Annotated in this window: 12 protein-coding genes; 8 read left to right on the forward strand and 4 right to left on the reverse strand. The window is 50.5% G+C overall.

From position 1 onward, the window contains the following. Positions 1–194: 194 nt before the first annotated feature. From BQ7117_RS01305 to BQ7117_RS01315, 3 genes are all read left to right on the forward strand, one after another. A complete protein-coding gene (locus BQ7117_RS01305; RefSeq protein ID WP_237563028.1) occupies positions 195–1,316 on the forward strand; it encodes an SHIRT domain-containing protein in 1,122 nt (373 codons plus the stop codon). 126 nt (positions 1,317–1,442) lie between these two features. Beyond that, complete coding sequence (locus tag BQ7117_RS01310; RefSeq protein ID WP_073995852.1) at positions 1,443–2,396, forward strand: aldo/keto reductase; 954 nt, start codon at positions 1,443–1,445, stop codon at positions 2,394–2,396. Beyond that, the gene (locus tag BQ7117_RS01315; RefSeq protein WP_073995853.1) at positions 2,396–3,223 is read left to right on the forward strand and encodes a DeoR/GlpR family DNA-binding transcription regulator; all 828 of its coding nucleotides are present in this window, start codon (positions 2,396–2,398) and stop codon (positions 3,221–3,223) included. Before BQ7117_RS01310 ends, BQ7117_RS01315 begins: the two co-directional genes overlap by 1 nt. 38 nt (positions 3,224–3,261) lie before the next feature. Here the strand turns inward: BQ7117_RS01315 and BQ7117_RS01320 are convergent, their stop codons facing one another. From BQ7117_RS01320 to BQ7117_RS01335, 4 genes are read right to left on the reverse strand one after another with little or no spacing between them, the layout of a single operon-like run. Continuing rightward, complete coding sequence (locus BQ7117_RS01320) at positions 3,262–4,656, reverse strand: Tm-1-like ATP-binding domain-containing protein (protein ID WP_073995854.1); 1,395 nt, start codon at positions 4,654–4,656, stop codon at positions 3,262–3,264. Between the two features lie 27 nt (positions 4,657–4,683). Beyond that, positions 4,684–5,514 (reverse strand): phosphoenolpyruvate hydrolase family protein, encoded by an 831-nt coding sequence (locus BQ7117_RS01325; RefSeq protein WP_073995855.1) that lies wholly within the window; start codon positions 5,512–5,514, stop codon positions 4,684–4,686. A gap of 43 nt (positions 5,515–5,557) precedes the next feature. Continuing rightward, positions 5,558–6,427 carry an amidohydrolase family protein gene (locus BQ7117_RS01330; RefSeq protein WP_073995856.1) on the reverse strand — a complete coding sequence of 290 codons (870 nt, stop codon included), beginning with the start codon at positions 6,425–6,427 and terminating at the stop codon, positions 5,558–5,560. Further along, positions 6,424–7,674 carry a RuBisCO large subunit C-terminal-like domain-containing protein gene (locus tag BQ7117_RS01335; RefSeq protein ID WP_202613012.1) on the reverse strand — a complete coding sequence of 417 codons (1,251 nt, stop codon included), beginning with the start codon at positions 7,672–7,674 and terminating at the stop codon, positions 6,424–6,426. The genes BQ7117_RS01330 and BQ7117_RS01335 overlap by 4 nt, the downstream gene beginning before the upstream one ends. 151 nt (positions 7,675–7,825) lie before the next feature. Here BQ7117_RS01335 and BQ7117_RS01340 point away from each other — a divergent pair, with 151 nt between their 5' ends. The 5 genes from BQ7117_RS01340 (at position 7,826) to BQ7117_RS01360 (ending at position 13,205) form a co-directional block, all read left to right on the forward strand. Then, entirely contained in the window at positions 7,826–8,899 is a 1,074-nt protein-coding gene (locus BQ7117_RS01340) for an MBL fold metallo-hydrolase (protein ID WP_084789800.1), read from the forward strand. A gap of 217 nt (positions 8,900–9,116) precedes the next feature. After that, positions 9,117–9,842 (forward strand): GntR family transcriptional regulator, encoded by a 726-nt coding sequence (locus BQ7117_RS07885; protein ID WP_073996922.1) that lies wholly within the window; start codon positions 9,117–9,119, stop codon positions 9,840–9,842. Then, on the forward strand, positions 9,839–10,861 hold the full coding sequence (locus tag BQ7117_RS01350) for an ADP-ribosylglycohydrolase family protein (protein WP_073995859.1): 1,023 nt from the start codon (positions 9,839–9,841) through the stop codon (positions 10,859–10,861). Before BQ7117_RS07885 ends, BQ7117_RS01350 begins: the two co-directional genes overlap by 4 nt. Next, positions 10,861–12,279, forward strand: a complete 1,419-nt coding sequence (locus tag BQ7117_RS01355) for a purine-cytosine permease family protein (RefSeq protein ID WP_073995860.1) — start codon at positions 10,861–10,863, stop codon at positions 12,277–12,279. Before BQ7117_RS01350 ends, BQ7117_RS01355 begins: the two co-directional genes overlap by 1 nt. Beyond that, a complete protein-coding gene (locus tag BQ7117_RS01360) occupies positions 12,276–13,205 on the forward strand; it encodes a PfkB family carbohydrate kinase (protein ID WP_073995861.1) in 930 nt (309 codons plus the stop codon). The genes BQ7117_RS01355 and BQ7117_RS01360 overlap by 4 nt, the downstream gene beginning before the upstream one ends. Positions 13,206–13,210 lie beyond the last annotated feature (5 nt).

Here is a 13,210-nt window from a genome sequence, read left to right on the forward strand (position 1 = left end):
GATGCTTCCTTAGCTCAGTTGGTAGAGCGCCGCTCTTTAGAAAATTTAGTTGTAGAAATATAAAGTTTTTTAAGATATCGTGAGCAGAGGTACTTTAAATTTCTACAAATGGGGGCTTCATGGTTCCACGCTTGCCACGGACGGGTACATTTCTTTCCCGTTTTTCCATCTTTTTATTAGCTATTCTTCTTATCATGGGATTGGGTGGAGTTAATGCTACGCCAGCAGCTGCAGCCCCCACAAATGTGTCGATTACTGTAGATAGCGATGCCTATGCAGTAGATAATGCGGGGCAGATCACCAGCGATAATGAGTTTCTCTACGATTCTTCAAAGGGTGAGACTGCCACTGATGCTTATCAGATTGCCTATCGAGGTACCCTCGACATGAAAGGTGTTTGGAATAGCTACAATGCCTTTAAGCTTGGGTGGCTGTTCAGAAATGGTTTTGATAAAACGCGCTACGCGGGAAAAACTTTCAGTGGTGAGTGGGATATTTCTTTCACTGTTGATCCAACGGTCGTATCTGCAAACCCCGATTTCGTCAGCTGTGCGACTGTGCAGGCTGAAATGGAGAAGCAGAATGCTCCCTCTAAATTTGGCGATATTATGCGATGCGAGACTGCTGCATATGATGCAGGCACCGGGAAGTTTACTGCGCATTTCAAATTGCAGCACGCAGATGGCTCGAAGGTGACAGGAGGGGATCTTGAGAAGAGTGAGTATCAGCCTGCCAAACTCGTCCTCACTACCCCTAAGAATGCTCTTTACGTTCCGCAATCTAAATTTGTGGCTGGTAAAACCTTTAAGATGGTGGATCCTACGGTAAGTGGCAAGATGGCAATGGATTATTTCTACGTTGGTATGCCCTTACTTTTTAAGGACACTGCTGATCCGGTTGCATTGACTATGGTTGCTACTAATGACGCCAAGTTTACTTTCGCCAGCCGTGATTCCAGTCGTCAGTTACCGGAGGATATTCTTAAACTTACCCCTGCAGCCGTTACGATGCTGCGCACTGGCGATAAGGTTTCGGCTCCAGAATTAGCACAAACCAGTGTTAAGGAAGACCAAGGTACTTGGAATTTTGAAGGTTGGACTCCTACGGAGGCCACCGTCGATGGAAAGGACCTAAACTTTATTGGGTACTGGAGCTACACTATGAATTCTGCTCCATCTCAGCCTGCGCCTACGCCTAAGCCTGCAGCACAAAAGTTGCCGAATACGGGTAGTTATACTGCTGCACTCATATTATTAGCAGGAGTTCTTGTCCTCTTTGGAGTTGGCGGAATATATAAGCGCCGCCGTAACAACTAGGTAGTTAAATATAACTAAATAAAATTGCTTTGCGGGTCTTCCTCTGCCTGGGGGAAGATCCGCAAATTAATATAGAAGCTTCTTTTTATCTGGTTTGCAGTGCCCAACTCGCCTAATATAGATGTTATGAAGTATAGACGGTTAGGTGATTCTGGTCTTAGCGTTTCAGTCTTGGGATACGGCGCAAATAATTTGGGGCGTAAAGGTTCCGCTTCGGAAGATATTGCGGGTGCCAAGAAAGTTGTGGATGCTGCTCTGAGCGTAGGTGTGACGTATTTTGATACAGCTAACGTTTACGGCTACGAACCTGGGCTATCGGAGAGGCTGCTGGGCGAAGCGTTAGGTAATCGCCGGGATGACGTTGTGATTGCAACGAAATTCGGATTGCCCGTCGCCGGTGAACCGAAAGAATTAGCGCGCGGATCGCGCCGTTATATTATGAAGCAATGCGAAGCATCTTTGCAGCGGCTCGGCACGGATTGGATCGATCTTTATTACTACCATTCTCCAGACCCGCTGACCCCCATTGCGGAGACGATGGACGCGCTGGATACTTTGGTGGACCAAGGAAAAATTCGTTATTACGGAGTATCTAATACTACGGGCTGGCAATTGGCGGACGCTTGGCATCATTCTCGCCTCGGGCGTTTCGTAGCTACCCAAAATCACTATAATCTTCTCGATCGCCGAGCTGAACAGGAAATTGTGCCGGCAGCAGCGCATTTCGGTTTAGGTTTGGTGCCTTATTATCCGCTGGCAGCTGGTATCTTGACCGGTAAATATACGCAGGGAGTGCCGAAAGATGCGCGTTTGCAGCCAGGAGATCCGAAACTAGCGGCCGTTAATATGGAAGATTTGCGCATATACCAAGAGTTTTGCGCCGAACGTAATATGCAACAGGCGGAGGTGGCAATCGCTTGGTTAGCTGCGCAAGCTCCCGTGGCGTCTATCATCGCCGGTGCTACGCGCCCGGAGCAGATACGTGCCAATGCGCAAGCCGTTGAACTGGAATTGAGTGCAGATGATTTAGCGGCCTTAGATGAGATTTTTCCTCGCCCAGAAAAGGTGGCCTTGTTCTAATGGACGATAAGATTGAAGCTAAGCTCTCCGCTCCGCCTTCAAAACAGGATTTGCGGCGAGACGCCATTACCGAGCGCGTCTTAGAAATTGGATCTGTGCGCATAGATACGCTGGTGGACGAATTAGATGTATCGCGCATGACTGTTCATCGCGATTTAGACGCCTTAGAAGCTCGGGGTGTGCTGCGGAAATCTCGTGGAGTAGTGACGGCAGTCGCTTCGAGCCTATTCGAAGCATCAACTGATTATCGTTTGCGCCAGCAGTCGGCAGAAAAACGTGCGATTGCTAAATTGGCATTTGATTTGATCGAGCCCGGAGAAGCGATTGTGCTAGATGATTCCACGACTGGCTTGAATCTAGCTGAGTTATTGCCGCAGAAAGAACCGTTGACGGTTATTACTAACTTTGGGCGCGTGCTCGATATGCTCTACGGCAAAAGAGGCATTTCGCTTATTTCCACGGGTGGAGAGTACTACCAATTGTGCGATGCCTACAAAGGAAATTTAGCGCTTTCGGCTTTGAATCAGCTGAGCGCCGATACGTACCTTATGTCTACTCCGGCCGTCAGCAACGGGGTGTGCTTCCACCAGCAGCCGGAGTTGATTCAAGTTAAGCGAGCTATGTTCCAGTGTGCGAAGAAACGGGTATTAATCGCCGACCATACGAAATTTAGTAAACGGGCCTTGTACTCAATGATGCCGATACATGAATTTGATGTCGTGATTTCCGATTCGAGATTAAGCCGGGAACACGTAACGGAGATTCGGCGCAGTGGCGTGCAACTAATAATTGCAAAAACGCATCCGGGAAAAACTGAAATCAGTTAATCCCGAATGCGCCTGCTTTTGATTCTAAGGAATCGCTATTACAGAGTCGTCAACTTATCGTTGAGAATCTTGTCGGAGAAATTGTTGTATTTCCCAATCTCCCATTCGCCGTTGATCATATCCCAAACTATGGTGTTTAAAAGATCTGCGAATTCTTCATCCAAGATATGGTGATCGGTCCAGATAAGATCTACCACACTCGTATCAACTTTCGACCACATCCGCTTCAACATGGCAGTTGCGCGGCGGGACCATTGTGGATACTTCTCATCGGGCTCCCAAACTGGGCCGTCGCCGTTTCCTTCTGCCCAGCCGCGCTCCCGCGTGCACAGGGCAGCTTCTTGATCATAAGCGGACCAGCCACGCATAGGAATTACGAATGCGCAGGGCCCCTTAGAACCATTCAAAGTGTCGGCGAGAAAATCGGAGAGTTCGATAATTTCCGGAATGGTCGGAACCATCTCAGTTACGTTCTCGTTATGAATATAAGGTTTACCAGTATCGCGGAAACCTTTACGTTTACCGGTACGGAAATCCTCTATATATTCTTCCTTCATTGTGGCGAAGGCACCGTAAGCGCACTGATCTAGGCCTCCAGGTACAACTACATTGGGGATACCCATATCTGGTGCGGCAGTCATACGCACACCAGTCCAAGTCTTCGGCGTCCCGTATACGGAGTCATACATATTGTTGGTCAATTCACCAGGCGTCATATCGACAACAGCAGTGATATCACCGGAGCGAATTAGATCTTCCATCGTGGCGCCCACTCCCACCGCGTGGAAAGTCGAGCAATCCCAGCCGTTCTTGTTGAAGAAGTTAGTAATTCGCATCTGGGTAGGAGTAGTCGTTCCGTAGCTGGTGACAGCAGCAAGCGGCCGATCAATCGGTGAATCTTCCACCTTGGCCATGGCCACAATGCCTGCACAAGCTTGGGTGACAATCTTCGAGGTTACCGCGGTAATACCTTGCTCAGCGGTTGGCGAAACGATGAAAATATCTTTATTGCCTAACCATCCCGATACGTCCGAGGAGGCCATATCGGTCATGAGAATTTTCGGAATACCGAATGGCAGCGCCCGCATCACAATAGATACGGTGGTGGATCCTACGGAACCGGCCCAGCTGATAATACCGTCGCAGCGCCCTTCTTCGTGTAACTTGAGAGCCATCTGTGCGCCGGCTCCTCCCAGTTTTTTAATTGCGTCTGCGCGCGGGCCAGCAAAGACTTCGTCCATATCCAGAGAAGCTAATTTGCCGACTTCGTAGTTGGAAATGTCCGCGAAATCTACGCTGCCACCAAGCGAAAGATCCATAATTATGGGTTCGCCGCCATTGGCACGTACCTGCTTGGCTAGGAATTGAATTTCCGTGCCTTTCGTATTGCACATTCCCACGCATAAAATTACGGGTTTACCATCTTTATTCATCTGTTACTCCTTCGTTACAGGTGACTATTAGTCGTTGAGTATGTTTTTGTATTCATTAGTAATTGCCAAAATTGCTTTTTCAATCGGCATGCGCTCCGCAGCAGAACCGCCGATGAAACCATGCGCAGAAGTATTTTTAATTACGTGCGCTGCTTCGGCAGGGCCTTCGATGGGGCCGCCGTGTGCGAATAGGATGACATCCGGATTCTCTTGGAGAGCCGCATCGAACATTTCCTGGCTGCGTTCGGTGGCTTCTTCGAGCGTCATATCAGATGCGGCGCCTTTAAGCCCACCGACTGTAGAACCGAAGTGTGTGGCGATGGAATGGGCACCGACGCTGGCCATCACTTTTGCCTCTTCAGGCGTAAACGCATAAGCGAGGGTAAACATATCCATCTTTACAGCTGTTTCAATGAATTCGACTTCGCGCTTCCAGCCAATGCCAATCTTATCCATCTGCGCTACGGTTTCATCGCCGTAAATCTTAATCATGAACGGGTTGATTCCGCTCACGCCGGCATCCCGCAGCCGTTCCAGATGCTCTTTATGCGGCAGCAGCGGATTGAAAGCTCCCGACAGAGTCAAAACTGGGGCCTCGGAAACATTGGCGACGATTTCGGGAAGTAGATCGAAAAGAATCTGGTTGATATCGCTGTTTGGCATGAGCGCGGCGAGAGATCCTTGCCCCTTCATCCGCCAATAGCTCGTGGCGGAGGCGATAATCAAATCAGCTCCTCCCATTTCCTGTAGTTTCGCAGATAGTCCGAATCCACAGTTCGGTGCGAATAACGGCCTGCCCGCGTCAATCTCTGCGCGTAAACGGGAGGTAACTTCTTTTGCCGTGTAGAGTTTTGCCATTGCATTCTCCTTTGAATAATCGGGACCGGTTCTTGGATTCCGGTCAGAGTTGGTAGCGATTCAAAAATGCGGACGAATTGGCGTCACGGATTGCGACGACGTCGTCTATTGAAATCACAGGATCGGGGGTCTCCTGCAACTCCGCAATAAGCAAGTCGAGGTTACCCAGTGTTTTTTCGTAACTATATAGGGGCATATCGGATCCGAATAGAATTCGATCAACCGCCCCCGCCCACGTCTTGACCTTCGTAATGAGATCGCGCAAGGGGTAGGTCTGGAAGTTCGGATCGCGTCCAATTACTGAACTGATATCTACATATACATTGGAGTGTTTCCGCAGTAATCCTGCCGTTCGAGAAAAGTCGATACGCCCCGCATGCCCCAAGATGGCCGGCAGTTGCGGAAAATCGCAAAATACTGAGTCAAAGCGATTGACGCTCGTGTACTGATCATTGAGCGGAAGGACGCCGATATCACCCGAGTGAAAAAGGACGGGTTTCTGTGCTTCTTCCAGAACTTTATAAATTGGCCACAGCTGCGGATCGTTTACACCCATATTTTGAAATGCGCCGTGGAATTTTAAACCCTTATGGCCGTTCGCCAGTGCTTCCGCTACAATTTTCGCCGCCTGCGGGCTGCGCGGATTTACACAACAAAAAGGAATCAAACGCTCAGGATATTTGTTACATTCGCGTAAAACAAAATCATTGATGCGTCTAATATGTGCATCAGACAAATCTGGTTCATAGGCAAGAGCCACCGCAATAGATAAATCAATGCTGTTTTTATCCATAGCAGCGATTAACGCATCGGCATCGCAGGAAAGCGAACGGCTGGAATCATAGCCGCTAATCTGCGGTGGAATATCCGATTTATCCCAAATGTGGGTATGGACGTCGACGCGTTTGCTCATTTAACTACTCCAAATACATCTAAAGCGGTTGCTAATTCACTATGCTCGCGAGCTGCTTCTTCTAGTGATATCCCTTCCATATAGGAGTCAATCGCTTGATACATTGCCCGCACGCCGGCAGCTGGCCCTTGCGGATGTCCTTGAATAGCTCCGCCGGCGGCTAAGACGATGTCGGTGCCGAGGTCCTCTAAGTATCTGTGGACAACCCCGGGTTTAACTCCGCCGCCAACGATGGGGAATGCAGGCTTTAAGCCACTCGTTGGCGTGAGCATTTTACGGGCAGTAGCTAGATACGCCGCTTTCCGCATCGGATAGCCGCTGTAAGGCGTATTGATAACTGCCATATCGGCTCCTACAACTCGGGGGAAGAATCCGAGCGCTAAAGCGGCAGACATGCCAGAGGAAGCGTTTTCGTAATAGGTATTAGCCGAGGCATAGTGGCCGAGAATCGGCACATCAAACTTTTCTCGCAATTCGATGACACTGCCGTAACCGACCGCCGCATAGCACACCATGAGTGCGCGCGCTCCAGCGTCGATAGCGCGCTGGGCATTTTCGAATAGGGCCGTGCCTTGCGCAGTGATATTAGGTACGTAGATGGTGCGATGGCCAGTTTCCGCAAAAGCCTGCTCAGCAGCTTTGTTATAAGCGGCTACGCGTTTATCAATCGGGGAAAATTCGGGATCTCCCATGAGCTCGTCGTCTTTGATTAAATCCGGAGCGCCCATGGCAGTTTCGCGGAAGATTTCACTTCCTTGGGCGGGAGTGAGGCCAGTACATGGTTTAATCATATTGAGCAGCAGGGGGCGGGATTCTACGCCGAGAAGTTTTCGCAGTCCTGCTACACCATGCTTAGGGCCGGGGAACTTATCCGTCATCGATGCGGGAAGTTGAATATCGGTGAGTTTTGCCGCCATAGAAGTTGAAGCGTCATTGCCGAGCAGCGAGGTGAAAAGGCGGGGCATATCAGCTCCAATACTCACAGCTGGTAGGGAAAGAGTCGCAGCGTACGTTGCGATATCTTCCTCATCGCTCACCAAATCGCTGGAATCTAAGGCTTTAATATCGACGACTTCACCTTGGTAAGCGTCAATCATTTCTTCTGTTAAACCAGGTACGGCTACCCAAGTTCCAATAGTTTGCCCCACGGCGAAGGCGCGAACTTTCTCTAGCGGATCCACATTAGCGGGGATAGAAAAGGTATATGTCGCGAGGATCGCGTCATTCTTATTATATTCCGGGGACATATTGCTCCTTCTCGTCATTGGGAATGTTACATACGATAATACATTAATCACCGTTCATGTGATAATGATACATGAAAAATGTTATGTCTTGGTAATAAGTTCATTTTAAGTAGTTTTGTGTTAGATCCATTATAAGCGGAGGATAAGACTTATGATAAGACTTATGCGAAAGATTGATACTCGTATTATTTTGCTTGGTACGGCTGGCGGCGCAGTCACTTGGGGGGCTCCGGATGCGGAATCGCCCTGCCGTTATGGGACCTCCACGGCGTTAGTAGTCGATGGAAAAATTTACGTAGTCGATTTTGGTATGGGGGTGGCGCGGCAGCTAACGCGGGCAAATCCACTAGAGCGCCCGGAAGCGAAAATTTTTGCCGATCTGCAGACCTTGTTTATCACCCATATGCATTCCGACCACACTTTGGATTTATCGAATCTGCTGTTGTGTGGATATAACCAAGGGTGGCCGGAGCACCGAGTCGAAGTATACGGCCCGTGGGAAAGGACTCTTAGCCCGTATTTTTATGCGAATTTGCCAGAGCCGGATATACAGACGCCCGGTGCGAAAAAATTTGTGGAAAATCTTTTGGCCGCATTCGAAGCCGAAACTTTAGATAGAGTCTACGGCGCAAATAAACGCGCTCCGCAAGACATGATTGTGGGAGTTGATATTCAGCGTCCGGAAATAATCGGGCGCGATGCTTATGGGGAGTTTTGCCAGTCCGGGGGAGCTGATTCGCAGAGTGAGCGCGCTCAGCAACCGGTAGAGCCGTTCTTCGTATATGAAGATGATCGAGTGCATGTGAGCGCCACCTTGGCGGAACATGGAACTATGTATCCGGCTTTTGCCTACCGCTTTGATACCGACGCTGGTTCGGTAGTCTTTTCCGGCGATACCGGGCCTTCTGAGAATATAATTCGCCTCGCCACCGGCGCAGATGTATTGGTACACGAAGTAGTAGATTCCAATTTTGCTCGTTGGCAATTCGGAAATCCTCCCTATACCCCCAAGCAGCAGCGAGCACTGGATGTGGTATTCCAGAAACACTGCTCGGTAGAAACTGTGGGCTCGATTGCCCAACGCTGTGCAGTGCGCACATTGGTGCTCAACCACTTTGTTCCGGGTCATCTACCTCAAGGATATTGGGCAGCGAAAGTGACGGGTTTCGATGGGCGCGTCATCGAAGGCCGCGATTTAGACACCGTGTATCTTGCGCAAGCTTAGCCAGGTATAGCGCATATAGTGCCGAGCTTCCCGCGTAGAGCCACTTATCGCTTTTGTAGTACCTCTTATAGGCGGCGCCTGCTAAAGAATCTGATCTGTTGCGGAAGCTCTTTTTAATACTAGATGTTCACTAGTTGTCCATAACTTGTATAGACAAGTTGAGAAGAATGTGTAACACTAGTAACAGAAATGAGCAATGAAGCTGACGGGAGGGAATATGGCGCCGAAAAAGCTCAAGCATGAACAAGTAGCTGAGCATATCGAAGCGCTTATCTACGCCGGAGAAATCGCGCCGGGCGATGCACTCCCCAGTGAGTATGTGCTGGCAGAAGAGTTCGCCGTTTCCCGAGGCACAGTCCGCAAGGCACTCTCTAAGTTAAAGAATCGCAAATTAGTGCGCTCTGATCAGGGGCGTGGTTCCTTTGTAACTTTTCATAACCAGCGGATTGATGATCGGCAGGGCTGGGCAGAGGCGCTTTCTTCTGCGGGAGCGGAGATGACGGTGCAAACATTGAGTATCTCCCAAGTTAAAGAACCTGCACTTGCTGCCTATGCGGGTGGTAATGCCGATTTCGTGAAAGTGGTGCGCACTCGTACTCTGCCATCCGGAACGATAGCTTCTTTGGAAACTTCTCTGCTTCCGGCTACGGAATTTATTAGTACCGTGCCCACGCAAGGTTTGGTAGATGGTTCAATTACAAAAACCCTCTATCGGGCAGGATTATTTGTAGAACACGGAGAAGAGCTAGTGGACGTAGTAGTTTTAGATCCCACTAGTGCCGCATTGCTGGGCAGAGAACCTGGTAAAGCGTTTATGCGAGTAGTACGGCGCGCGCTAACTTCGCAAAACTTTTTAGCGGAGCAAGTGACTAGTCTGCTCGACCCAGATCATTTCCGATTCCGCAATGTATTTAATCGCCAGAAAGAAAGGGAAGAGGGATGAAAGATATCACCACCGAAAAAGAAAAACTGGCTCGTGCTCAGCTCTGCCTGCAAACTACTGCCTATGCCGATGCGCTGGGTATGCCAACTCAAGACCTCACTCGGCAAAGCATCGAAGCTGAGTATGGGTTTGTGGATACTTTAGTGGCGGCCGGGCCGGCGCAAGAAATAGCGCACGGTGCCCCGGCGGGCATGGTTACCGATGACACCGAACAAACCTTTATGTTGGCGAAAATTTTGATAGAACACGGCGCAGTACCACCGCTGGAATTTGCCCACGGGTTGCTGGAGTGGGAAAAAGATATGATTGCGCGCGGTTCTCTCGATTTGCTTGGACCCTCTACTAAGCGAGCTATTTCAGCTTTAGAAGATGGCGTGCCTCCCAGCGAAACGGGTAAATACGGTACCACGAACGGTGCAGCGATGCGTATCTCCCCAGTGGGGATAGCCTTCGATCTTGCCGATCGGCAGCGGTTTATGGCGGCAGTGGTACAAGCTTCGCAAGTCACCCACAACACTAATGTAGCTTTACAAGGGGCGATGCTGGTGGCGGGAGCAGTAAGCGCGGGAATTGCGGGTGCCTCTCGGCCGGAGGCATTGGAGATAGGGCTCGACTTAGCGCGCGAAGCTGCTACTTTTGGCAATCAGGTATGCGCTCCCGATATTTATTTGCGTTCCCGTTGGGCTATCCAACTCCTCAAGAAATGCACTTCCCGCGAGGAAATTTTAGATACGCTGTTCAACCAAATCTGCACTTCCTGTGCTTCGCATGAGTCAATTCCGGCTGTAGCGGCCTTGTGTGCTCTAGACGTCAGTGCCAATGAAGTACTTTTGTTGGCGGCAAACGCCGGCGGAGATACGGATACGGTGGGGGCAATGGCCGGAGCAATTCTCGGCGCTTGCGGCGACTCTGCCAAAATCCCACCTGAATCATTAGAACTAGTCACTACTTTAAATTCACTACCGATAGTACAAACTGCAGCAAATCTAGTATCGCTGCGAATTTCTAAGGAGAAATAATGTCTAATACGGAAGCGCCTGCCGAAGGTTGGCGTTCATTACTCGAAGTTGAAGATCGGGGAATTGAACCAATTCCCGCCTCGGAGCAGACTAGCGGCCCGGCCGAACTATTTTGGATTTGGTTTGCTGGAAATATTTCCATCCTCGGTATCCCATTGGGAATCTGGGTAGTAGCTGGAGAGCTGAATTTTTGGCAGGCGCTAATAGCCGGAGCAGTGGGAGCGGTAGCCTCTTTCGCTATCGTGGGTATCGTATCAATCACCGGCCAGCGGGGCGGTGCACCCACTTTGACGCTTTCGCGTGCCACTTTCGGCACGCGCGGCAACTATCTTCCCACCTTTGTAGCCATTCTTTCCCGCTGGGGTTGGGAGACGGTAAATACTGTGACGGCGGCCTTTGCGGCAATTTCCATCGGCACCGTCATTGTGGGTTCGGAGCTCACTCCGCGTAGCCATCCGTGGATTGCAATTGTGGCAGTACTCCTATTCCTCGCCCTCACCTTGGCGGTATCCGGAGTAGGGCATCAGATGCTCGCTGCATTCCAAAAGTGGGCCACCTACATTTTTGGTGTGCTCACCCTAGTGGTAGTTGGCTTCATCGTGGCGAAAGTGGATTGGAGTATGGTGCTGAGCGCGGAAGCTGGCTCTTGGGGCACGGTACTAATGGGTATTGGCGTGGTCGCTTCTGGCACCGGTATTGCCTGGGCTAACTCGGGCGCTGATATTGGGCGTTACCAATCCAAGAAAGTATCTCCGGCTACTCTAATCCTCACCTGTGCAGCTGGTGCTGGTATTCCGCTAATTATTATGATTGGCACTGGCTCGCTGATTGCTATTACCAATCCAGAGTTTGACGCTGGTAACCCACTGGCTTCGATTCCGGCTCTGCTGCCAGCCTGGATGTCAATCCCCTTCTTGATTTCTGCCTTTGCTGGGCTGCTGCTTTCCAACAATATCTCGGTGTACTCTTCTGGTTTAACCCTATTGACTATGGGCATGAAAGTGCGCCGCATCGTAGCCGTAGCTGCTGATTTAATGGTCAGCCTAGTTGGTTCGATGGTATTCCTCTTCCTCTTTGAAAGTTTCTACGACGCTTTCATCGGCTTCATCACCTTGTTGGCAATTCCGCTCACTGCCTGGCTGGGAGTGTTCTTGGTAGACATGATTAAGCGCACTACCTATAGTTCCGACGACTTATTGGATATGACTTCTCGCTCTGCCTACTGGTATAAAGGTGGCTTTGAAGTGCGCGTGCTGGTTTCGTGGCTGGTGGCTTTGGGTGCCGGCTTCCTATTCAAATTCGCACTTCCCGATTCCTTCATTGCCCAGCAGGGGCTGGAGTGGCTGGTAGCCTTGTTGCTTTCTGGTTTGCTTTATCTGGCATTGGGCGGAGCTAAAGGCGCAGGTGTAAAAGAATGAGAATGATCAATACGGGCAGCGTAATCGTAGATCAGGTGATTCGCCTGCCGAAAATGCCGGAGCCGGGCGGGGATGTAATCGCCAACAGTACAGAGCTGGTGGCGGGTGGCGGCCTCAACTCCATGCTAGGAGCAGCGCGCTACGGCATGAAAGTAGTGTACTGCGGCCTGGTCGGTACGGGACCATTCGCCGATATTATTGGGCAGGCGCTGGAAAAAGACGGTATTTCCTCTATTTTTCCGCGCGTACCTGATGCCGATAACGGCTACTGCGTGGCGTTCGTAGAAGATTCTGCAGAACGCACCTTCGTAACTACGCTCGGAGTAGAAGGCGATTTTGGCTATGAACACTTAGCAGCGATTCAGCTAGAGCCGGGTGATTTAATCTATATCTCTGGCTATAGCTTGGCTACTGAATCCAATGCGGTGGGCTTGGCTAAATGGCTCGCGGAGATTCCAGCGGATATTCCGGTGGTGGTGGATCCTTCGCCGTTGATTTCGGAATTGCCGCGCGAGCTCTACGCGCCGCTACTTGCACGTGCCGATATTTGGTCTTGCAACGAGCGCGAAGCGGAAATCTTGGGAGAATCCGGCTCCGATGCCGCTAATGCAACTGCAATCAAGAAATTGCTCAAGAAAGACGCTGCCGTGGTGGTGCGTGCTGGCAATGATCCCACAGTGGTAATTACCGGTGTGGGGGAAGTGGTGGCGGTGCCAACCTTCCCGACCGTAGTGCGCGATACCAACGGCGCTGGTGATACTCACGTAGGAGTAATGATGGCGGCGCTCGCGGAGGGGCATGATCTGGTGGAGGCCGTTCGGCGCGGAAATGCGGCGGCGGCAATTATGATTTCCCGGCCGGGGCCAAATACTGCTCCACAACAGGAGGAAATTAACCGGGTGCTAGCCGGGGCGCCGATAGCGTAAAATGC

This window comes from Arcanobacterium urinimassiliense, from assembly GCF_900119495.1.
Taxonomy (GTDB): domain Bacteria; phylum Actinomycetota; class Actinomycetes; order Actinomycetales; family Actinomycetaceae; genus Arcanobacterium_A; species Arcanobacterium_A urinimassiliense.

Bases quoted from the DNA above. Each gene is read 5' to 3' on its own strand.
- BQ7117_RS07885 (WP_073996922.1), top strand. From the start codon at position 9,117: ATGGCGCCGAAAAAGCTCAAGCATGAACAAGTAGCTGAGCATATCGAA.
- BQ7117_RS01310 (WP_073995852.1), top strand. From the start codon at position 1,443: ATGAAGTATAGACGGTTAGGTGATTCTGGTCTTAGCGTTTCAGTCTTG.
- BQ7117_RS01360 (WP_073995861.1), top strand. From the start codon at position 12,276: ATGAGAATGATCAATACGGGCAGCGTAATCGTAGATCAGGTGATTCGC.
- BQ7117_RS01315 (WP_073995853.1), top strand. From the start codon at position 2,396: ATGGACGATAAGATTGAAGCTAAGCTCTCCGCTCCGCCTTCAAAACAG.
- BQ7117_RS01350 (WP_073995859.1), top strand. From the start codon at position 9,839: ATGAAAGATATCACCACCGAAAAAGAAAAACTGGCTCGTGCTCAGCTC.
- BQ7117_RS01305 (WP_237563028.1), top strand. From the start codon at position 195: ATGGGATTGGGTGGAGTTAATGCTACGCCAGCAGCTGCAGCCCCCACA.
- BQ7117_RS01340 (WP_084789800.1), top strand. From the start codon at position 7,826: ATGATAAGACTTATGCGAAAGATTGATACTCGTATTATTTTGCTTGGT.
- BQ7117_RS01335 (WP_202613012.1), bottom strand. From the start codon at position 7,674: ATGTCCCCGGAATATAATAAGAATGACGCGATCCTCGCGACATATACC.
- BQ7117_RS01330 (WP_073995856.1), bottom strand. From the start codon at position 6,427: ATGAGCAAACGCGTCGACGTCCATACCCACATTTGGGATAAATCGGAT.
- BQ7117_RS01325 (WP_073995855.1), bottom strand. From the start codon at position 5,514: ATGGCAAAACTCTACACGGCAAAAGAAGTTACCTCCCGTTTACGCGCA.
- BQ7117_RS01320 (WP_073995854.1), bottom strand. From the start codon at position 4,656: ATGAATAAAGATGGTAAACCCGTAATTTTATGCGTGGGAATGTGCAAT.
- BQ7117_RS01355 (WP_073995860.1), top strand. From the start codon at position 10,861: ATGTCTAATACGGAAGCGCCTGCCGAAGGTTGGCGTTCATTACTCGAA.